The organism is Xanthobacter sp. AM11 (assembly GCF_047444035.1).
Classification (GTDB): Bacteria; Pseudomonadota; Alphaproteobacteria; order Rhizobiales; family Xanthobacteraceae; genus Xanthobacter.
In genome coordinates, this window is record NZ_JBLAOA010000001.1 from 1,970,959 (window position 1) to 1,990,942 (window position 19,984).

The following is a 19,984-nucleotide window of genomic DNA, read 5'->3' on the forward strand; positions in this document are numbered from 1 at the left end:
GTTCAGCGAGAGACGGTGCCGAAGCGCTTTTCCAGGCGCTTGGCATAAAGCGAGAGCGGCCAGCACAGGACGAAATAGAGGCCGGCGACGATGCCGAACACGAGGAACGGCTGGAAGGTGGCGTTGTTGACGATCTGCCCCGCCCGCGTCAGCTCGACGAAGCCGATGATGGAGGCGAGCGAGGTGCTCTTCACCAGGAGCACCAGGAAGCCCACCGTGGGGGCCACCGCGATCTTGGCCGCCTGGGGCAGGATGATCTCCCGCATGCGGGTGAAATAATGCAGGCCGAGGGCGGTGGAAGCTTCCCACTGGCCCTTGGGAATGGCCTGGATGCAGCCGCGCCAGATCTCGCCCAGGAAGGCGGCGGCGTTCAGCGTGAGCCCCACGGCGGCGGCGGCCAAGGGGTCGATGGAGGCGCCCACCATGGTCGCCCCGAAGAACACCAGGAAGAGCTGCATCAGCAGCGGCGTGCCCTGGAACAGCTGGATGTAGCCGATGGCCAGGGCCCGCAGCCACGGCCAGGGGGAGGTGCGCGCCAGCGCCACGCCGATGCCGCCCAGCGCGCCGCCCACGAAGGCGATGGCCGAGAGCAGCAGCGTCCAGCGCACCGCCATGACCAGGAAGAGGAATTCGGCCGAGGTGAAGGGGCGGATCATGTCGGGTCCTCCTCAGCGCGCCGCGTCGGTCCGCGCGAACACCGCGCGGTAGATGAGGCCGAAAAGGCCGGCGAACATCAGCGACATGGCCAGGTACATGGCAGTCACCACGATGTAGATCTCGAACGATCTGAAGGTCTGGGACTGGAGGTTGTTGGCAACCGCGGTCAACTCCTCCGCCGAGATAGCGGAAACCACGCTGGAGGTGAGCATCAAGAGGATGAACTGGCTGGTGAGGGCGGGGTAGATGGCCTTCAGCGCCGGGAAGATGACCACATAGGCGAAGACCTGGAGCGGCTTCAGCCCCAGGGCGAGCCCGGCCTCGACCTGGCCCTTGTGCACCGTCTCGATGCCCGCGCGCACGATCTCGGTGCAGTAGGCGCCGGCATTCACCACCATGGCGAGGAGCGCCGCCTCGTTGGCGTCCAGGCGGATGCCGATGCGCGGCAGGCCGAAGAAGATGAGGAAGATCTGCACCAGGAACGGCGTGTTGCGGATGACCTCCACATAGACTTCCACCAGCCAGCGCACCGGGCGCGGGCCCTGGGTCTTGCCCAGGGCGCACAGCACGGCGACGAGGAGGCCGAGGCCCATGGCCATGGCCGACAGGCGGATGGTGAGCCAGGCGCCCAGAAGCAGCTCCGGCCAGGCATTGAACACTTCGCCGAACTGGAAGACGTAGGTCATCCGGCGTCTCCTTGCAGGTGACGGGTCTTGGCCCCGCTGCGCGCCGCCAGCGCCCCGCAGGACTGGCGGATGACGAGGCGGGGCGGCACGATGATTTCCTCGCGCGGGCGGTCCGGCGCTTCGATGCGGCGCAGCAGCAGCCGCGCCGCCTCCCGGCCCACCACCCGCGGATCGGTGGTGAAGGTGGTGAGGGCCGGGCGGTGGAGGCCGGCCTCGGCCACGTCGTCGCAGCCCACCACGGCCACGTCCTCGCCGGGGGTCAGCCCGCGCTCGATCAGGGCGAGCATGACGCCGAAGGCGACGATGTCGTTGTAGCAGACCACGGCGGTGGGAAAGTCGTTTCCAGCGAACAGCCTGCGCCCGGCCTCGTGGCCCGAGGCGCGGTCCAGCACCGCGCAGGGCACCAGCGGCCCGCTCTTCAGGCGGTGGCGGCGCAGCGCGCGGTGGAAGCCGGCGAGGCGCTCGCTGAGGGGGGCGATGCGGCGCACGCCACCGATGAAGCCGATGTTGCGGTGTCCCAGGGCGATGAGGTGCTCGGTGACCAGCTCCATGCCGGCGCCGTAGTCCGGCCCCACATAATCGGCGGGAAAGCCCTCCACCCGCCGCTGGGCGAGAACGCAGGGCAGGCCGGCGCAGGCGCCGTCCTCCAGCGCATCGGCGCGGGTCTGCTCGGCGGGCACCACCACCAGGCCATCCACGCCGTGCTCCTGCATGCGCAGCAGCACGCGGCGCTGGCGCCCGGCATCTTCGGCGGTGTTGGTGATGAAGGCCATGTAGCCTTCCCCGTCCAGCACGTCGTCGATGCCGGCGGTGAGCTGGGAATAGTTGGGCGTGGTGATCTCGCACAGCACGAGCCCCACGGTGCGCGAGGCGCCCGAGCGCAGGTTGGCGGCGCGGCGGTTGTAGACATAGCCGAGCTCGGCCATGGCGGCATCCACCTTCGCCCGCGTCTCCTCCTTCACCAGGGGGCTCTTGCGCAGCACCAGCGAGACGGTGGCGCGGGAGACGCCGGCATGGGCCGCCACGTCGTTCAGCGTCAGCCGATGCGCGGCGGCGGGCAGGGCCGGCGCCGCCCGCTCGACGGGCGTGCTGGCCGCGGCCTTGGCCGGATCGCGCGCGCTGGTCCTTGCCACGTGGGCACCCTCCCTGTCCGCGGACCCTTGCCGGATCTCGCAGCCCGGCTTGTCTAAGGGATGCGCACGGGATCGGTCAACGATCTTTTAGACCGATCTAAATTTTGCGCCGGCCCTACACCAGCATCTGCATGTCGCCGTCCACGGCGATGGCCTGGCCGGAGATGGTGGAGCCCAGGGGCGAGGCGAGGAACACCGCCACATTGGCCAGGTGCTGCGGCGGAATGAGGCGCTTCAGCGAGGTGGCCGAGAGCGCCAGGGCCTGCACCTCCTCCATGGAGACATTGCGCTCGCGGGCCTTGCTCTCGAACACCGAGCGGATGCGCGGGCCGTCCACCGAGCCGGGGAGGATGGCATTGGCGCGGATGCCGAACTCGCCCAGCTCCATGGCCAGCGACTTGATGAAGCCCACCACGCCCCACTTCGCCGCGGCATAAGGCGAACGCAGGGGAAAGCCGAAGCGCCCGGCGGCGGAGGCCAGGCCGATGATGGAGGGGTTCGCGCTCTGCTTCAGCGCCGGCACGGCAAGGCGGGTGACGTTGAAATGGCCGGTGATGTCCACCGCCAGGGTGCGGTCCCAGTCCTCGGGCGAGATCTGGTCCACCCGCCCGGTGGGGCCGGCGATGCCGGCATTGTTCACCAGCACGTCGAGCCCGCCGAGGCGCGAGAGGGCGCCGTCCATGAAGCGCTGGACCGCGGCGCGGTCCGACACGTCGCAGGCGGAGCCGACGGCGCCGGGCGCGGTCTGCGGCAGGTCGGCGAGGGCGGCCGCATCCACGTCGCACACCTCGACGCGGGCCCCTTCGTTCAGGAAGGCGCGGGCGATTTCGAGGCCGATGCCGCCCGCGCCTGCGGTGATGACCACGCGAAGGCCGGTGATGCCGAGGTCCATGGCGGTGCTCCGTCGTCTTTTTGCTGGTTTGGAAGGGGCGCCCGCTCAGTCCGGCAGGATGCCCCGGGAGAGAATGAAGTCGCCGGCGCTCCAGATGTCCGCCACCAGTGCCGTGCGGGCGGCCTGCGGGTCGCGGGCCAGCAGCGCCGCCACCAGGGCGGCGTGATGGATGTGGGCCTCGCCCTGGCGCACCCGCTCGGGTCCGGCGCGGAAATCAAGGTTCAGCACCGGGCCGATCTGCAGCCACAGGCCCTCGATCATCTGCATGAGTGTGGGCAGGTGGGCGGCGCGGTAGAGGGCGAAGTGGAGGTCCTTGTTGTGGCGCATGGCGGCGGCGCCGTCGGGACGCTTCTTCGCGCGCTCGGCGGCGAACAGGTCGGCGCAGCGCACCACCTCGGCAAGCTCCGCGTCGGTGGCGGCGGCGGCGGCGGTGGCGGCGGCCAGCCCTTCGAGGCTGGAGCGGATGAGGCGCAGTTCCTCGAAGCGGGCGCGCGGCATCAGCGGCACGCGCACGGCCCGGTTGGGCAGCACTTCGAGGGCGTTCTCCGCCACCAGCCGCGACACCGCCTCGCGCACCGGCATGGCGCTGGTGCCGATGGCGCTGGCCAGCCCGCGCAGGGTGAAGCGCTCGCCCGGCGCGGCGCGGCCGGCGAGCAGCAATTCCTTCAGGTCGCCATAGACCTGGTCGGCCAGCGTCTGGCGGACGATGCGGCCCACGCGCCCGTCGAGGCCGGGCGGGGTGCCGTCGTCCTCGCGCTGGACCGTCTCATCTGCAGATGCCGTCTTGTGTTCCATGTTTTCCGTCTGCTATGTGTGATCACAGATAACAGATAGCCGAGGCCATCGGCAATCACCGGGTGCGGATGGACAGGAAAAATCCCGCCGCCGCAACGTCACCGGACCAAAAGGGAGGAGACTAACGCCATGAAAGATCCCCAGCTTCCCAACGCCATCGCGTCTGCCCCGCTGGCGCGCCGCACCGTGCTGAAGGGGGTCGGCGCCGCCGCGCTCCTCGGCGGCGTCGGCATGCCGGCCATCGTGAAGGCCCAGGCCGACACCATCACCTTCGGCCACCTCACCCCGCTCACCGGCTTCCTCGGCCCGCTCGGCGCCTACGGGCAGATGGGCGTGCAGCTGGCGGTGGAGGAGCTCAACGCCGCCGGCGGCATCAACGGCCGCAAGATCAACCTGGTGATGGAAGACAGCGTGAACCCCGCCACCGCCTCCTCCAAGGCGGAGCGCTACATCGAGCGCGACAAGGCGGCGGTGATCATCGGCGAGATTTCCTCCGCCTCGGCGCTGGCCATCGCCCAGGTGGTGGCGCGCAACAAGGTGGTGTTCGTGAACACCGGCGGCAATTCCGACGCGCTGCGCGGCAAGGACTGCAACCGCTTCATGTTCCACGTGGAAGGCGCCAACACCCAATATGTGAAGGCGGTGGGCGCGGCCATGGTGCGCGACGGGCTGGTGAAGGGCAAGAAGCTGTTCTTCCTCACCGCGGACTACGCCTTCGGACACGATCTCTCCCGGGTTGCCAAGCGCTATATCGGGCAGAATGGCGGCGAGGTCATCGCCGACGAACTGGTGCCCACCGATGCCACCGATTTCTCGCCCTACCTCCTCAAGGTCCGCCAGGTGCGCCCGGACGTGGTGATCTCCAACCTTGCCGGAAACCAGATCACCAACTTCATCAAGCAGTATTCCGAGTTCGGCCTCAAGTATCCCTTTGGCGGTTTCGGCTTCGATACGGCGGTCGCCTGGGGCGCCGGCAAGGGCACGTTCGGCGGCCTGTGGCCCATGATTTGGCATCACGACGTGCCCACCCCCCAGTCCAAGGCATTCGTGGCCGCCTTCGTGAAGAAATACGGCAAGCCGCCGGAGAACCAGGCGTGGGGCGACTATGTGGCCACCAAATGCGTGGCCCGCGCCATGACCGAGACGAAGAGCACCGCCGCGGCCGACCTCATCGCCTTCTTCGAGAAGGAGCCGGAGCTGGACATCCTGAAGGGGCGCAAGGGCTATTTCCGCTCCTGGGACCACCAGCTGATCCAGGAGATGTACACGGTCACCGCGCGCCCCGTCGCCGAAGTGAAGGACCAGTGGGACCTGATGATCCTCGGCCCGGCCGTGCCCGGCCCGGAAACCGCGCTCTCCGCCATCGCCCCGACGCCGGAAGAGAACGCCTGCACCTTCCCTGCGGGGTGATTGCGCGCTCCTCCCCTCTCCCCTTGTGGGAGAGGGCCGGCACCGCCGGCAACAGGGGAAAGATGTGCTTAAGGGTGCCGCTGATCCCCCTCTCCCGCTTGCGGGGGAGGGACGGGGTGGGGGCCGCGCGCAGCGCGGGAGGGGTTCGTTCGACGCGCCGACGCGCCGCACAAGGCCATACACCTACCCCCTCCCAAACCCTCCCCCGCACACGGGAGAGGGCTTTCGACGTCGCTGGCGATACCTCGACCTGCCTCAGGCCGGAGATGATTTGATGCCCCTTGAACTCGTCTTCCTCATCGAGCAGCTCTTGAACGGCCTGTTGGTGGGCGTGGCCTACCTGCTCATTGCGCTCGGCCTCTCGCTCATCTTCTCGCTGGGCGGCATCGTGAACCTTGCCCATGGCGGCTTTTATGCCATCGGCGCCTATATCGGCGTGGAGATCGGCAACCGCTTCGGCTTCCCGGCCGCCTTCGTGGCGGCGCCGCTGTCGGTGGCGCTCATCGGCATGGTCATCGAGCGGACGCTGTTCTCGCGCTTCTACCGGGCCGATCCCATCCTCTCCTTGCTGCTCACCTTCGGCCTTGCCATGGTGATCGAGCAGGCGCTGCGCATGGCCTTCGGCGCCACGCCGATTCCCTTCTCCATCCCACAATTCCTGCGCGGGCAGGTGTTCATCGGCGATTTCATCTATTCGCGCTATCGCCTCGCCATTCTGGTGGTGGCGGCGCTGGCGGTGCTGGGCCTGTGGCTGCTGCTCCAGCGCACCGCCTTCGGCCGCGTGGTGCGGGCGGGGGTGCAGAACCCGGATATGGTGGGCGCGCTCGGCATCTCGCTGACGCCCTACCTCACCGCGGTGGCGGCCATCGGCATCGGCCTTGCGGGCCTTGCCGGCATCATGCTCGCGCCCATTTCCGGCGTGCACCCGGCCATGGGCGCGGAAATCCTCACCGCCGCCTTCGTGGTGGTGGTCATCGGCGGGCTCGGCTCCTTCTGGGGCGTGGTGCTGGCGGGGCTGCTGGTGGGGCTGGTGCGCGGCCTCACCGTCTATTTCATTCCGCCGGCGGCGGAAGCCTCCATGTATCTCCTGATGCTCCTGGTGCTGCTCCTGCGCCCGCGCGGCCTGTTCGGCGAGCGCATCCTCAGGTTCGAGTGAGGCCGCCATGCTCCAGACGCCCACCCCTCCGCGTCCCGCCACCGCCACCGCCCCGAAAGCTACTAAAGGAGGCGCCATGCTCGCGCGCAACGCCAACCTCATCATCGCGGCGGCGAGCCTTCTGCTCCTGCCCTCCGTGCTCTCGGCCCTCGGCCTGACGCTGACCTCCGCCACCGACGTGGTGCTGCTGGCCATGGCCTGCATGGCGCTGAACCTGCTCGTGGGCTACACCGGCCTCGTCTCCTTCGGCCACGGCGCATGGTTCGGCCTCGGCGCCTATGCCGCCGCGCTGCTGCAGCAGAAGTTCCTGCCCGGCTGGGGCGTGGGGCTGGCGCTGCCGGCGGCGCTGCTGGTGACGCTCGCGGCGCTGCCGATCGGCTTCGTGGTGCTGCGCCGCCGCGGGGTCTATTTCTCCCTGCTCACCCTCGCCTTCACCGCTTTGCTCTACACCATCGCCTTCCGCTGGACCGACCTGACCGGCGGCGAGAACGGCCTTGGCGGCGTGCGGCGCGGGCCCTTCCTGGGCCTCGAACTGGAGCAGGGGCCGGCATTCTACGCCGTGGTGGCGGTGGTGATGTTCGCCGTGGTGTTCGCGCTGCAGCGCTTCGTGCGCTCACCGGTGGGCTCGGTGCTGGTGGCCGTCCGCGAGAACGAGCAGCGCGCGCGCTTCGTCGGCTACGATACGCGGGCCTACAAGATCGCCTGCTTCGCCCTCTCGGCGGGCCTCACCGCCCTGGCCGGCGCGCTCATGGCCTTCAACCACCGCTTCGCCTCGGCCGATCCCATCGCGGTGGCCTTCTCCGGCGAGCTTCTGGCCATGGTGGTCATCGGCGGCATGCGCAGCTTCCTCGGCCCGGCGCTGGGCGCGCTGTTCTTCGTGCTGTTCCGCGAATTCCTGTCCATGTGGACGCCCAACTGGCTGTTCTACTTCGGCCTGCTGTTCATGGCCTTCATCGTGTTCTCGCCCACCGGCCTCGTCGGCGTCGCCGGCCGGCTCCTGGCGCCGCTGCGCCGGAAGGTGGTGGAGGACGCCGCCATGGGCGGGCGCGCCGGGGCGCAGGCCCGGGCGCTGCCGGCGGGCCTCACCGCCCGGGTGCGCTGGGACCGGCCGGAGCCCATCCTGGAGGCGAAGGGCCTGGTGCGCAGCTTCGGCGGCATCAAGGCGGTGCGCGCCGGGGCGGTGGCGGTGAAGGACCGCACGCTGCACGCCCTCATCGGCCCCAACGGCGCAGGCAAGACCACCGCCTTCAACCTCATCTCCGGCATGTTCGCCCCGCAGGCCGGCGAGATCCGCCTGGCCGGCGAGCGCATCGACGGGCTTCCTCCCGAGGCGGTGTGCATGAAGGGGCTGTCGCGCTCGTTCCAGATCACCAACCTGTTCCCCACCCTGTCGGTGGAGGAGAACCTGCGGCTCGGCGTGCAGGCCACCCACGCCCGCCGCTTCGACCCCTGGACCGATGCCGCCTCCATTCCCGAGATTGCCGCCGAGACCCGCGAGATGATCGCCTTTCTCGGCGTCAGCGGCATGGAGCGGGCGGAGGCCGGCGCCCTGTCCTATGGCGGGCAGCGCCTGCTGGACATGGGCCTTGCGCTGACCTCCCGCCCCCGCGTGCTGCTGCTGGACGAGCCGCTGGCCGGGCTCGCGGCGGCCGAGCGCACCCGCGTGTCCAACCTCATCAAGCAGATTTCCGCGCAGGTGCCGGTCCTGCTGGTGGAGCACGACATCGACCGGGTGTTCGAACTGGCCGACGCGGTGACGGTGATGGCCGACGGCGCCGTGCTGGTGGACGGCACGGTGGAGGATGCGCGCTCCAACCGGCAGGTGCAGGAGGTCTATATCGGCTCCGGCGCCGCGGCGCTGGCGGCGCGCGACCTTGCCTCCGCGGCCACCGACACGCCCATGCTCACCCTCGCCAGGGTGGATGCCTTCTACGGCAAGAGCCGCATCCTGACGCAGGTGTCGCTGGAGGCGCGGGAGGGGGAGATCCTCGCCCTGCTGGGCCGCAACGGGGCGGGCAAGTCCACGTTGCTGAAGACCATCACCGGCATCGTGCGGCCGGCGGCGGGCTCCATCACTCTGGCGGGGGACGAACTGGCGGGCCTGTCGTCCGCCGCCATCGCCCGGCGCGGCGTCGGCTACGTGCCGCAGGGGCGCGCCCTGTTCCACGGCATGAGCGTGCGGCACAATCTGGAGCTGGGGCGGCTCAAGCGCATCACCGGCGCCGGCCAGCACTTCAGCGAGGAGGAGGTGTTCGACCTCTTCCCCCGCCTCAAGGAGCGGCGCGACACCGCCGCCGACCTGCTCTCCGGCGGCGAGCAGCAGATGGTGGCGGTGGCCCGCGCGCTGATGGGCGACACCCGCGTGCTGCTGCTGGACGAGCCGTTCGAGGGCCTGTCCCCGGCGGTGACGGAAGAGCTGTTCGACGCCTTCGACCGGCTGCGCGCGCGCCTCACCCTCGTCATCGTGGACCATCACCTGGACGTGGTGCTCAACCTCGCCGACCGGGCCGTGGTGCTGGAGCGCGGGCAGGTGATGCACGAGGGCCCCGCCCGTCCGCTCGCGCGCGATCTCGACCTGCGGCGCAAGGTGCTGTGGCTGTGAGGGGTCGCGTGCGCGCCTCACCGGTGCTCGCCGCGCCGGTTCGGAAGCGATCGCACGGCGGAGGGATGGGCCCTCCGGTCGAGCCGGAGGGCGACGGCTCCTCCTCATTGCCGTCGTGCTCCGGCTCGACCGGAGCACCCATGGTCCGGCGGGGAGCCGGCCCATCCGGCATTGATCCATTGTCCAAGAGGCTATTCCCATGACCAAGATTGCCATCATCGGCTCCGGCTTCATCGGCCGCGCCTGGGCCATCACCTTCGCCCGCGCCGGCTTCGACGTGGCGCTGGCGGACCAGGCCGACGGCGCCCCCGCGGCGGCGCTGGCCTATATCGAGGGCGTATTGCCGGACCTCGCCGCCAACGACCTCCTGAACGGGGCCTCCCCGCAGGCCGTGCGTGCCCGCCTCAGCGCGGCCGCCTCCTATGCCGAGGCGCTGGAGGGGGCCGCCCATGCGCAGGAGAATGCGCCGGAAGACCTCGCCATCAAGACGTCCCTCTACAGCGAGCTGGACGCCCTCGCCGCGCCGGACACGGTGCTGGCCTCCTCCACCTCGGCCATCCTGCCGTCCCTGTTCTCGGCGCACCTGAAGCATCGCGAGCGGGTGTGCGTGTGCCACCCCATCAACCCGCCCTATCTCATCCCCGCGGTGGAGGTGGTGCCGGCCCCCTGGACCTCGGGCGAGACCATGGCGCGGTCGGCCGAGCTGATGCGCGCCGCCGGCCAGTCCCCCATCGTGATGAAGCGCGAGCTGGACGGCTTCGTCATGAACCGCATGCAGGGCGCGCTGCTGGAGGAGGCCTTCCGCCTGGTGGCCGACGGCTATGCCAGCGTCGAGGACGTGGACGTGGGCATCCGCGAGGGGCTTGCCCTGCGCTGGTCCTTCATGGGGCCGTTCGAGACCATCGACCTCAACGCGCCGGGCGGCGTCGCCGATTATGTGACGCGCTACCAGCAGATCTACGAGCGCATCTCGCCCGACCAGTGGCGCCGCGTGGACTGGGCCGGCCCGGTGCTGGAAACCGTGCTGGCGGAACGCCGCGCCCGGCTGCCGCAGGAGGCGTTGGCCGAGCGGCAGGTGTGGCGCGACCGCCGGCTGATGGCGCTGGCCGCCCACAAGCGCAAGGCCGCCAAGGATATCGGCGCCTGAGCGCCGGCCCGTTTCATTCCCAATGGTTCACAGAGGCACGACACGCATGGCCGAAGCAGCATCCGCCCCCAGAACGTCGCGCAAGGTGGTGATCACCTGCGCCATCACCGGGGCGATCCACACCCCCACCATGTCGCCCCATCTGCCCATCACGCCCGACGAGATCGTCGCCGACGCGCTGGCGGCGGCGGAGGCCGGCGCGGCCATCCTGCACCTGCATGCCCGCGACCCGGAAACCGGACAGCCGGACCAGACGCCGGAAGGCTTCGCCCGCTTCCTGCCGCGCATCAAGCAGGCCACCGGCGCGGTCATCAACATCACCTCGGGCGGCAGCCCCTACATGAAGGTGGAAGAGCGGGTGCTGCCCGCCGCCACCTTCAAGCCGGAAGTGGCCTCCCTCAACATGGGGTCCATGAACTTCGGCCTGTTCCACCTTCTGGACAAGTACAAGGAGTTCAAGCACCCCTGGGAGAAGGCGCATCTGGAGAACACGCGCGATCTCGTCTTCCGCAACACCTTCAAGGATATCGAGTATATCCTTCAGACCTGCTACGACAACGGTACGCGGTTCGAGTTCGAGTGCTACGACATCGGCCACCTCTACAATCTCGCGCACTTCCTGGATCGCGGACTGGTGAAGCCGCCCTTGTTCGTGCAGTCGGTGTTCGGGCTTCTGGGCGGCATCGGCCCCCATCCCGAGGACGTGATGCACATGAAGCGCACCTGCGACCGCCTGTTCGGCGACAAGTACCGCTGGTCGGTGCTGGGGGCAGGGCGCAACCAGCTGCCCATTGCCGCCATGGCCGCATCCATGGGCGGCAACATCCGGGTGGGGCTGGAGGATTCGCTCTGGGCCGGGCGCGGCAAGCTGGCCACTTCCAACGCCGATCAGGTGAAGCTGGCGGTGAAGATCATCGAGGGGCTGGGCCTGGACGTGGCGTCGCCCGACGAGGCGCGGCAGATCCTGGAACTGAAGGGCGCGGACAAGACCAACATCTGAGGTCTGGCCGCTCCTGCCCTCCCGCCCCCCTCCCGCCGTCCTCTCCTCCCGCTGTCGCCCTCCGGCCTGACCGGAGGGCCCATGGCCCGTCCTGGCGCCGCACCGGGTGGCGGGATGGATGCTCCGGTCAAGCCGGAGCATGACGGCGGTGGGGGATTGGTGCCGCTCAGGCGCCGGATCAGGCCCTATCTGACCGGCACGTGCGCGAAGTCCTCAGCGCACGTGCCGCCCGGTGAGGGCGAAGCAATAGGTGTCGAGCAGCTCCGCCTCCTCCTCGTGCAGGGTGCCGTCCGCGCGGATGACGCGCAGGCCGGCCCGCAGCAGGCCGGAGATGGCATCGCGCCCGTTCTCCATCAGGGTGTCGAGGGCCGCATCCACGCTCTGGGCGGTGGGCCGCAGCCGGCCCACCTGGGCGGCGAGGCGCTCGCGCTCGGCGCCGGTGAGGTCGATGCCCTCCTGCGCGCAGGCGCGCTCGCAATAGAATACGATCTCCTCCACCTCGGCAGCGCCCATTTCCCGGTCGGCGAGGGCAAGGGCGGCCAGCAGCGCCACCCCGGCCCGGCGCAGCACGGTGCGGATGCGGTCCCAGCGCACGTCCGCCGGCTCGGCCGCCGGCAGGATGATGGCGTCGGCGGGCCAGACGAAGCCGAAGGTCTCGAAGAAGAAGCGGGACAGGGGCTCGCGCCGCCCGCCGTCGAAATCGGTGACGGCGGTGATGCGGTCCACCCGGAAGGCGCGGGTGGCCTGTCGCTCGTGGCAGCGGGCGATCAGGATCGGCACCCCCTCCACATTGCGCTGCACCGCCCACACCGAGATGCGGCGATGGCTCTCGTTTCCCGCATGATCCACATAGTCGATGGCGAAGGATTGCCCGTCCGCCGGGTCGTGGTCCGCCCCATGGCCGGCGGCCAGGGCGTCGTGGGGGTCGTCGGCGGGCAAGGCGAGGCGGGCGGCATCCGCGTAAGCGGGCGCGCCGAACAGCTCCACGCGCTCGGTGAGGAACGTCCTGAGCGACGTGATGGCGTTCATCGTGCGGCTCTCTCGGGGCAGGTCCAGGCTGGCCTATTGATAGCCGGCGGACGGTGGCCGATCCAGAGGGGCCCGGCTCAGCGATCCTCGAAGATGGGCGGGCGCCTGGCGGCGAAGGCGGCCATGCCCTCCTTCTGGTCGCGGGTGGCGAACAGCGCCTGGAACACGCGGCGCTCGAAGCGCAGGCCCTCGGCGAGGGAGGTCTCGAACGCGCGGTTCACGCTCTCCTTGGTCATCATCATGGCCACCTGGGATTTTTCCGCCACGGCCTCGGCCGCCTCCTGCGCCACGGGCAGAAGGTCCGCCGGCGCCACCAGGCGGGAGACGAGGCCGGCGCGCTCGGCCTCGGCGGCATCCATCATGCGGCCGGTCAGGCACAGGTCCATGGCCTTGGCCTTGCCCACCCAGCGGGCGAGCCGCTGGGTGCCGCCGGCGCCGGGCATCACCCCGATCTTGCCTTCCGGCAGGCCGAAGCGCGCGGTTTCGGAGGCGATGAGGATGTCGCACATGAGCGCCAGCTCGCAGCCCCCGCCCAGGGCATAGCCGCTGACGGCGGCCACCAGTGGCTTGCGGAAGCCGGCCACGCGCTCCCAGAAGCCCAGGAAATCCTCCATGAAGGTGCCCGGGAAGGTGCGGTCCATGGCCTCCTTGATGTCCGCCCCCGCCGCGAAGGCGCGCTCGGAGCCGGTGATCACCACGCAGGCCACCTCCCGCGCCGCCGCGAAGCCGTCGAGCGCGGCGCAGACCTCGCCCATCATGGCGGTGTTCAGCGCATTGAGGGCCTCGGGCCGGTTGAGGGTGATCCAGCCGATGCGGCCGCGGGTCTCGATGCGGATGTGGCAGGGGGGCATGGGTGGGGCTCCGCTCGGCGGCAGGGTTGGGCAGGGCAGGTTGGGCAGGGCGCGGTTCAGTAGGGCAGGGGCCAGCGCCGCGCCCGTTCCCGGGCATTGGCGGCAAGCCGGGCAAGGCCGCGCGGCTCGACGATGAGGAAGCCGACGATGAGGGCGCCGAAGATCATCAGCTCCAGATTGGCCAGCACGTCGGGCTTGATGGCGGCGCCGAGCAGCACCGCCAGATTGGCGATGGCCACCGGCAGGAGCACGATGAAGCCGGCCCCGAGGAACGAGCCGAGAATGGAGCCGAGCCCGCCGATGATGACCATGAACAGGATCTGGAACGAGCGGTGCAGCGAGAACGCCTCGATCTCCACATTGCCCAGATAGAGGAAGCCCCAGAGCGCGCCGGCGACGCCGCAGTAGAAGCCGCTCACCGCAAAGGCCGAGAGCTTGGCACGCACGGTATCCACCCCGGTCAGCTCGGCCGCGGTCTCGTGGTCGCGCACCGCCATCCAGGCCCGGCCCACATGGGAGCGCACCAGGTTCTTGGCGAGGAAGGCCAGCCCCACCACCACCACGAACGCCACGAGATAGCGCGCGGTGATGGAATCCACCCGCAGGCCGAAGAGCGACAAAGCCGGGGTGGAGACGACGCCCGAAGGGGTGTTCAGCACCAGCCAGGGCACATGGGTGCACACCCATTCGATGAAGAACTGGGCGGCCAGGGTGGCCACCGCCACGTAGAAGCCCCGGATGCGCAGGCTGAGCAGGCCGAAGGCCAGGGCCACCAGCCCGGCGATCGCCCCCGCCAGCGCCAGCGAGACCGGGAACGCAAGCTCTGGCAGGCGGATGACGAGATTGGCCGCGGCATAGGCCCCCACCGCCATGAACGCCCCCGAGCCCAGCGACAATTGCCCGGCATAGCCGGTGAGGATGTTGAGGCCGATGGCCGCCAGAGAAAGGATGAGGAAGGGCAGCAGGATGGACCCCAGCCAGTAGGGCCCCGCCGCCGCCGGCACCACCACCGCCCCGCAGAGCAGCAGCAGCGCCACGGCGCGGCGGTCGAGGGCCACCGGGAAGATGGCCTGGTCCTGGGCATGGGAGGTCTTCAGCTCCCCGGCGTCGCGATAGAACATGGCGTCACACCCTCGCAACGCGGCCGGCGCCGAACAGGCCCGACGGCCGCACCAGAAGCACCGCAATGGCCAGGGCGTAGGGGAACCAGTTCTCGATGCCCCCGCCCACCAGCGGTCCGATGTAGATTTCCGCGAGCTTCTCGCTCACGCCGATGACCAGGCCGGCGACGATGGCGCCGGCAATGGAATTGAAGCCGCCGAGGATCATCACCGGCAGCGCCTTCAGCGCCACCAGGGTGAGCGCGAACTGCACCCCGAGCCGCGCCCCCCAGACCAGCCCGGCCACCAAAGCGATGAACCCCGCCGCCCCCCACACCACCGCCCAGATGAAGCCGAGGGGAACCCCCGCCACCTGCGCCGCCTGGGTGTCGTCGGCCACCGCCCGCAGCGCCCGGCCCACCGGGGTGAAGGAGAAGAAGGCGGACAGGGCCGCCACCAGCACCCCCGCCATCGCCGCCGTGGACAGGTCGAACTGCGACACCAGCACGCTGCCGAACGCGATGGGCTCGTCGGGAATGCCGAGGTCCAGCCCGCGCACCCGCGTGCCCCACAGAAGCTGGGCGAGGCCCTCGATGAAGATGGACAGGCCGATGGTGGCCATGAACAGGATCATGTGGTCCTGCCCGAGGAGCGGGCGCAGCACCGCCCGTTCGATGGCCACCGCCAGCGCCATCATGGCGGCGAGGGTGACGAGGAAGGCGGCCCAGGCGGGAAGCCCCATCTCGGTGAAGCCGACGAAGGTGAGGGCGGCGAACAGCACCATCGCCCCCTGCGCGAAGTTGAACACGCCGGAGGCCTTGAATATCAAGACGAAGCCGAGGGCGACCAGCGTGTACATGACGCCGGACAGCAGCCCGCCCACCACCACTTCCAGAAAGAATGCGAATGCGTTCACGGCTGGCTCCTCACGCGGCCTGCTCGCCCACCGCGGCAGAGCCGAGATAGGCGGCGATGACATCGGGATCGGCCCGCACCTGCGCAGGCGTGCCGTCGGCGATCTTGCGTCCGTAATTGAGTACCACCACCCGGTCGGACAGGCCCATGACCACGCCGATGTCGTGCTCGATGATGACGATGGTGGTGCCGAAACTTTCGTTCACCGCCCGTATGAATGCGCACATCTCGCGCTTCTCCTCGTGGGTCATGCCGGCCATGGGCTCGTCGAGCAGCAGCAGGCGGGGCTCGGTGGCCAGCGCCCGGGCCAGCTCCACGCGTTTCTGGATGCCGTAGGGCAGGGTGGAGACGGGCACCCTGCGCAGGTGCTCCAGCTCCAGGAAGGCGAGCACCCGCTCGGCCGCCTCCCGCTCCCGGACCTCCTGCGCCGTTGCCGCCGGAAGGCGCAGGGCCGGGCCGAGGAGGGCGCCGCGAAAGCGCGCGGCCCGGCCGCTGAGAACGTTGTCCAGCACGTTCATGCCCTTGAACAGGGAGACATGCTGGAAGGTGCGGCCGATGCCCGAGCGTGCCGCCAGGGCCGGGCGCATGCGGGCGCGGGTGCGCCCCTCGAAGGCGATGGTGCCGGCGCGCGGGTGGTACACCCCGTTGATGACGTTGAGCAGGGACGTCTTGCCCGCGCCATTGGGGCCGATGATGGACAAGATCTCCCCCGCGCACACCTGAAGCGACACGTCGGTGAGCGCCTTGATGCCGCCGAACGCCACATGCACGCCGCGCACCTCCATGAGCGGCGCGCCGATGACCCGCCGCCCAGCCACCGCTTCCGCCGGCCGACCGGCAGCGGGGAGCGCGCGCCCGGCGGTGCCGGCGCCCGGCGGCAGGCGCCGCACGTCGCCTTCCAGGGTCAGCTCGGCCGGCGGGAAGCCGTCGGGTGCCAGCTCGAAGGCGGTGATGCGCAGCTGCGCCGGCCCGGCCGCCCCCGGCTGGCGCTCCAGCGCCGCGTTGACCTGCGCCACCCGCCGGGCGAGGAGGTCGCGAACCGCCACGCTTTCGGACCTGCCGGTGTCGGCCGGGGTGCCCTGGGCCTCGATGAAGGCGTTGATGGCGCCGTCGTCGAGGGCGAGGCGGGCGAGGAGGCCATCGCCCTGCGGGATCACCCGTGCCCGCTCGATCTCCGGCTGGCCGCGCAGCAGGGCTTCCACCTGCGCGCACAGCCCCCCTTCCCCCGGGCCGTCCGCCCGCGCAACCAGAGCCCCGGCCTCGCTGAACACCCGTTCGCCGTCCAGTGGCACGCCCCAGCCGCGCAGCCGGGCGCGGGCGCCGGCTTCCAGCGGCGCGCCGGTGGCGATGGCGATGCGGCAGCGCCGCAGGCCGATGGTGTTGAGCAGGGGCGCGCTGAACAGGAGGCGCGACGCCGGCCCGCTTTTGCCCGCCGCCCGGGCGAGCGCCCGCACCACCACCCCGCCCGCGGACAGGCGGCGCTGCGTCTCCCGCTCCAGCAGCTCGAACGCCCGCGAGGGGGCCGGCAGATAGGTGGGCGCCACCTCCCGCAGATCGACGGGGAAACTCGCCGGCCCCTCCACGCAATGGACGCAGAGGCCGGCAAGGAGGCCCTGGACCAGCGAGACCGCCGCATCGCCGATGCTCGACATGGGCAGGAAGGCCATGGCGCTGTCGTCCGGCCCGAGGCCGAGGGCGGCAACCACGCCGTGTCCCGCCTCCAGCAGCCGGGCGTGGGTGAGGGGCATCATCCGCGGCGGACCGTCCTGCCCGTCCGTGTGCAGCAGCAGGGCGGTCTGGTCCGCGGCCACGCCGGCGGCACGATAGGCGAACCAGGCGAGCCCCTCCTCGTGCCCGGCGCCGGCGGGCGGGGCGATCTGGTCGAGGCGCAGCACGGGGCCGGCCATCTCTCCCGCGGCGGCCTGCCAGGCCCCGGCTGCGGCCTCGTCGACGCACAGCACGATGGCGGCAGGCGCGGCGGGGGCGCCGAACCGGCGCAGGAATTCCGGCCCCAGCGGCAGCGCGGCGGCGCCGAGCGCCTGGGCGGCCAGATGCGCGGCATAGAGTTCCGGCCGGTTCTCGCCCACGGTGACGAGGACCCCGCCCGCGCCCAGCCCGGCCCCCTCCAGCAGACGGGCCATGCCGGCTGCCTGGGCGAGATGATCGGCGAAGGAAAAGGTGTGCCAGATGCCGGCGCGCTTGTGGCGCAGGGCCGGGCGCACGCCATGGCTGCGGGCGGCGGCGATCAGCGCCAGGGGCAGGTTCTCCGCCGGGGCGGACGACAGAAGGGCGCCGTGGTCAAGGGCTCGGGTCATGGGGACGGGGGTTCCTTGCGCAAGCCGTGTCACGACAGCCACCGGGCGCGCCGGCGCGGACCCGGCCCGGCCTCGTCGCGCCGGGCGGAGGCATCGAGGCCGAGGTAGGAGGTGCGGATTTCGGGATCGGCCATCAGATCGGCCGCTGCGCCCTCGCGCACCACGCGTCCGGTTTCGATGAGATAGCCGTAGGTGGCATAGCGCAGGGCGACGCTGGCATTCTGCTCGGCGAGGAGGAAGGTGACGCCCTCCTCCCGGTTGAGGGTGCGGATGATGGTGAAGATCTCCTCCACCAGCAGCGGCGCAAGGCCCATGGACGGCTCGTCCAGCAGGATCATGCGCGGGCGCGCCATGAGGGCGCGGCCGATGGCGCACATCTGCTGCTCGCCGCCCGAGAGCAGGCCGGCGGCCGACAGCCGCCGCTCCCGCAGGCGGGGGAAATAGCGGTAGACCAGCTCCAGGCTCGCGGCCACGGCGGCGGCGCCGTCGCGGCGCGAGAACGCGCCCACCTTGAGATTGTCTTCCACCGTGAGGGCGTTGAAGCAGTGGCGCCCCTCCATCACCAGCGACAGGCCCCGGGCGGCGAGGTCGCAGGCGTCCAGCCGGTCGATGCGCGCGCCGTCATAATGGATGGAACCGCGGGTCACCTCCCCGCGCTCAGATCGCAAAAGGTTGGCCACGGCCTTCATGGTGGTGGTCTTGCCGGCACCGTTGGCGCCCAGCAGGGCGACGATGCCTTGGGGGGGAACGCTGAGGGTGAGCGAGCGGAGCACCAGGGCAAGGCGCGCGTACATCACCTCGATGGCGTTGATGGAAAGCAGGGCGCCGGCGTCGGTCATGGTCCCTCCAGGCGGCGGTGGGGGTGGCGAGCCGGTTCCGGCCGGGCGCGCGCCGGGCCGGAACGTGCTGCGGGTGCGGGCGCTCAGTTGGTCTCGCTGGCGCAATCGCGGGGCGAGATGCCCTTTTCCTTGGCGTATTGGGCGGCCGAGGCCTCCACCAGCGGGCGCACCATGGACTGGTCGGACTTGATCCAGTCGGAGATCATCACCCACTTGCCGCCGTCCCACTGCTGGAAGCGGATGGCGCCGTCGCCCTCGTGGTCGGCGCAGGTGACGGAGATTTCCGGCATCAGGCCTTCGAGGCCCAGTTCCTTGATGCGGTCGGCGGTCATCACCAGATGCTCAAGGCCCCAGCGCACCTGGTCGCCGGTGAGCGGCTTGTTGCCGAACTTCTTCATGGCGGTGCGCATGGCCTCGGTCACGGCGACGCCGTGCAGCACGCCGCGGACGTAGTAGACGGAGCCGATGCGGTTCTCCTCCACATTGCCCTGGCCCTTGGCGTAGACGTATTTCTTGATGTCCTCGAACACCGGGTAGTTGGGCCCGGTGGCGTGGAACTGGGCGGTGATGAAGCCCTTGGCCGCATCGCCCGCCGGCGTCACGTCCTCCTCGGAGCCGGACCACCACCAGCCGATGATGCGGTCGCGGGCGATGCCGGCGCGGGCGGCTTCCTTGATGCCGGTGGGGGTGGCGGCGCCCCAGCCGCGGAACAGCACCCAGTCCGGGCGATACTGGCGCACCTGCAGCCACACGGCGCGCTGGTCCAGCCCCGGCGGGGTGATGGGGAAGGTGGTGACCTCGAAGCCATAGCGCTTGGCCTGGGCGTCGAGAATGGCCTGGGTCTCGCGGCCGGCGGCAAAGTCCATCACCACATTGGCGATCTTCTTGCCGCGCAGGGCCTCCATGCCGCCCTCGCGCTGGGCGATGTAGCGGATGGTGGCGGTGTTCTCGCTCCAGTAATTGGAGATGAGCGGGAAGAAATAGGGGAAGACCCGCCCGTCCGATGCATCGGTGCGGCCGTAGCCGATGGTGACGGAGGGGATCTTGTCCGCCGTCATGCGGTCGATGAGGGCATAGACGCCGCCGGTGCCGGAAGGTGTGAAGGCCGCGGCGCCCGTGGGGCCCTTGTTCTTCTGACGCTCGTAGCACTCGATCATGCGGTCGGGCTGGTAGCCGGTCTCGCACTCCTCATAGACCAGCTTCACCCCGTTCACGCCGCCGTCGCGGGCGTTCACCAAAGCGAGATAATCGGCATAGGCGCCATAGATGCCCGATCCGCCGGGGGCGTAGGGCCCGGTGCGATAGATGGCGATGGGGACGAATTGCTCCATCGGCTGCGCCTGCACGGGGGCAGCAACGGCACAGGCGAGCGCGAGCGCGCCAAGGCATTTGAGATTCACGGCGTCCTCCCTTTGCCGGATCAAACCGTCCAGCTTTTTATCTGATGATCAGACGAT

General features: G+C 70.3%; 17 protein-coding genes and 1 pseudogene. 5 read left to right on the forward strand and 13 right to left on the reverse strand.

Translation table 11 applies throughout. The features are described from left to right. Window positions 1-2: 2 nt before the first annotated feature. From ACI7BZ_RS09095 to ACI7BZ_RS09115, 5 genes are all read right to left on the reverse strand, one after another. Window positions 3-656 (reverse strand): amino acid ABC transporter permease, encoded by a 654-nt coding sequence (locus ACI7BZ_RS09095; RefSeq protein WP_414119123.1) that lies wholly within the window; start codon window positions 654-656, stop codon window positions 3-5. Window positions 657-668: 12 nt separating this feature from the next. Further along, complete coding sequence (locus ACI7BZ_RS09100; protein ID WP_414119124.1) at window positions 669-1,343, reverse strand: amino acid ABC transporter permease; 675 nt, start codon at window positions 1,341-1,343, stop codon at window positions 669-671. Beyond that, window positions 1,340-2,476, reverse strand: coding sequence for a LacI family DNA-binding transcriptional regulator (locus tag ACI7BZ_RS09105; RefSeq protein WP_414116843.1), 1,137 nt, complete (start codon window positions 2,474-2,476; stop codon window positions 1,340-1,342). The genes ACI7BZ_RS09100 and ACI7BZ_RS09105 overlap by 4 nt, the downstream gene beginning before the upstream one ends. Window positions 2,477-2,591: 115 nt before the next feature. Continuing rightward, entirely contained in the window at window positions 2,592-3,368 is a 777-nt protein-coding gene (locus tag ACI7BZ_RS09110) for an SDR family oxidoreductase (RefSeq protein ID WP_414116844.1), read from the reverse strand. 45 nt (window positions 3,369-3,413) lie between these two features. Further along, window positions 3,414-4,163 carry a GntR family transcriptional regulator gene (locus ACI7BZ_RS09115; protein WP_414116845.1) on the reverse strand — a complete coding sequence of 250 codons (750 nt, stop codon included), beginning with the start codon at window positions 4,161-4,163 and terminating at the stop codon, window positions 3,414-3,416. Between the two features lie 129 nt (window positions 4,164-4,292). Between ACI7BZ_RS09115 and ACI7BZ_RS09120 the strand changes: the two genes are divergently transcribed. The 5 genes from ACI7BZ_RS09120 (at window position 4,293) to kce (ending at window position 11,478) form a co-directional block, all read left to right on the forward strand. After that, the gene (locus ACI7BZ_RS09120; RefSeq protein WP_414116846.1) at window positions 4,293-5,573 is read left to right on the forward strand and encodes an ABC transporter substrate-binding protein; all 1,281 of its coding nucleotides are present in this window, start codon (window positions 4,293-4,295) and stop codon (window positions 5,571-5,573) included. Window positions 5,574-5,847: 274 nt separating this feature from the next. Further along, window positions 5,848-6,729: a branched-chain amino acid ABC transporter permease gene (locus ACI7BZ_RS09125; protein WP_414116847.1), complete on the forward strand. Its 882-nt coding sequence runs from the start codon at window positions 5,848-5,850 to the stop codon at window positions 6,727-6,729. Between the two features lie 76 nt (window positions 6,730-6,805). Further along, the gene (locus ACI7BZ_RS09130; protein WP_414116848.1) at window positions 6,806-9,331 is read left to right on the forward strand and encodes a branched-chain amino acid ABC transporter ATP-binding protein/permease; all 2,526 of its coding nucleotides are present in this window, start codon (window positions 6,806-6,808) and stop codon (window positions 9,329-9,331) included. Window positions 9,332-9,530: 199 nt separating this feature from the next. Next, window positions 9,531-10,478 carry a 3-hydroxyacyl-CoA dehydrogenase gene (locus ACI7BZ_RS09135; RefSeq protein WP_414116849.1) on the forward strand — a complete coding sequence of 316 codons (948 nt, stop codon included), beginning with the start codon at window positions 9,531-9,533 and terminating at the stop codon, window positions 10,476-10,478. A 46-nt stretch (window positions 10,479-10,524) separates the two neighbouring features. After that, the gene (gene kce, locus ACI7BZ_RS09140; protein WP_414116850.1) at window positions 10,525-11,478 is read left to right on the forward strand and encodes a 3,5-dioxohexanoate:acetyl-CoA acetone transferase; all 954 of its coding nucleotides are present in this window, start codon (window positions 10,525-10,527) and stop codon (window positions 11,476-11,478) included. Window positions 11,479-11,691: 213 nt separating this feature from the next. On the opposite strand, the gene ACI7BZ_RS09145 is transcribed toward kce, so the two are convergent. The 8 genes and pseudogenes from ACI7BZ_RS09145 to ACI7BZ_RS09180 all read right to left on the reverse strand — a co-directional run bounded on the left by ACI7BZ_RS09145 (window position 11,692) and on the right by ACI7BZ_RS09180 (window position 19,927). Then, entirely contained in the window at window positions 11,692-12,507 is an 816-nt protein-coding gene (locus ACI7BZ_RS09145; RefSeq protein ID WP_414116851.1) for a WYL domain-containing protein, read from the reverse strand. Window positions 12,508-12,584: 77 nt separating this feature from the next. After that, window positions 12,585-13,358 (reverse strand): enoyl-CoA hydratase-related protein, encoded by a 774-nt coding sequence (locus ACI7BZ_RS09150; protein WP_414116852.1) that lies wholly within the window; start codon window positions 13,356-13,358, stop codon window positions 12,585-12,587. Between the two features lie 56 nt (window positions 13,359-13,414). Continuing rightward, window positions 13,415-14,479: a branched-chain amino acid ABC transporter permease gene (locus tag ACI7BZ_RS09155; protein ID WP_414116854.1), complete on the reverse strand. Its 1,065-nt coding sequence runs from the start codon at window positions 14,477-14,479 to the stop codon at window positions 13,415-13,417. A gap of 4 nt (window positions 14,480-14,483) precedes the next feature. Beyond that, window positions 14,484-15,374 carry a branched-chain amino acid ABC transporter permease gene (locus tag ACI7BZ_RS09160; protein WP_414116855.1) on the reverse strand — a complete coding sequence of 297 codons (891 nt, stop codon included), beginning with the start codon at window positions 15,372-15,374 and terminating at the stop codon, window positions 14,484-14,486. Window positions 15,375-15,384: 10 nt separating this feature from the next. Continuing rightward, window positions 15,385-16,158: an ABC transporter ATP-binding protein gene (locus ACI7BZ_RS09165; protein WP_414119125.1), complete on the reverse strand. Its 774-nt coding sequence runs from the start codon at window positions 16,156-16,158 to the stop codon at window positions 15,385-15,387. A gap of 525 nt (window positions 16,159-16,683) precedes the next feature. After that, a pseudogene (locus ACI7BZ_RS09170) lies at window positions 16,684-17,688 on the reverse strand (AMP-binding protein); the annotation flags it as partial. 29 nt (window positions 17,689-17,717) lie between these two features. After that, window positions 17,718-18,527, reverse strand: a complete 810-nt coding sequence (locus tag ACI7BZ_RS09175) for an ABC transporter ATP-binding protein (RefSeq protein ID WP_414116856.1) — start codon at window positions 18,525-18,527, stop codon at window positions 17,718-17,720. An 83-nt stretch (window positions 18,528-18,610) separates the two neighbouring features. Beyond that, window positions 18,611-19,927 (reverse strand): ABC transporter substrate-binding protein, encoded by a 1,317-nt coding sequence (locus ACI7BZ_RS09180; protein WP_414116857.1) that lies wholly within the window; start codon window positions 19,925-19,927, stop codon window positions 18,611-18,613. Window positions 19,928-19,984 lie beyond the last annotated feature (57 nt).

Coding starts and splice junctions, on each gene's coding strand:
- ACI7BZ_RS09095 (WP_414119123.1), bottom strand. CDS start 656: ATGATCCGCCCCTTCACCTCGGCCGAATTCCTCTTCCTGGTCATGGCG.
- ACI7BZ_RS09100 (WP_414119124.1), bottom strand. CDS start 1,343: ATGACCTACGTCTTCCAGTTCGGCGAAGTGTTCAATGCCTGGCCGGAG.
- ACI7BZ_RS09110 (WP_414116844.1), bottom strand. CDS start 3,368: ATGGACCTCGGCATCACCGGCCTTCGCGTGGTCATCACCGCAGGCGCG.
- ACI7BZ_RS09115 (WP_414116845.1), bottom strand. CDS start 4,163: ATGGAACACAAGACGGCATCTGCAGATGAGACGGTCCAGCGCGAGGAC.
- ACI7BZ_RS09120 (WP_414116846.1), top strand. CDS start 4,293: ATGAAAGATCCCCAGCTTCCCAACGCCATCGCGTCTGCCCCGCTGGCG.
- ACI7BZ_RS09125 (WP_414116847.1), top strand. CDS start 5,848: ATGCCCCTTGAACTCGTCTTCCTCATCGAGCAGCTCTTGAACGGCCTG.
- ACI7BZ_RS09130 (WP_414116848.1), top strand. CDS start 6,806: ATGCTCGCGCGCAACGCCAACCTCATCATCGCGGCGGCGAGCCTTCTG.
- ACI7BZ_RS09135 (WP_414116849.1), top strand. CDS start 9,531: ATGACCAAGATTGCCATCATCGGCTCCGGCTTCATCGGCCGCGCCTGG.
- kce (WP_414116850.1), top strand. CDS start 10,525: ATGGCCGAAGCAGCATCCGCCCCCAGAACGTCGCGCAAGGTGGTGATC.
- ACI7BZ_RS09145 (WP_414116851.1), bottom strand. CDS start 12,507: ATGAACGCCATCACGTCGCTCAGGACGTTCCTCACCGAGCGCGTGGAG.
- ACI7BZ_RS09150 (WP_414116852.1), bottom strand. CDS start 13,358: ATGCCCCCCTGCCACATCCGCATCGAGACCCGCGGCCGCATCGGCTGG.
- ACI7BZ_RS09155 (WP_414116854.1), bottom strand. CDS start 14,479: ATGTTCTATCGCGACGCCGGGGAGCTGAAGACCTCCCATGCCCAGGAC.
- ACI7BZ_RS09165 (WP_414119125.1), bottom strand. CDS start 16,158: ATGGAGGTGCGCGGCGTGCATGTGGCGTTCGGCGGCATCAAGGCGCTC.
- ACI7BZ_RS09175 (WP_414116856.1), bottom strand. CDS start 18,527: ATGACCGACGCCGGCGCCCTGCTTTCCATCAACGCCATCGAGGTGATG.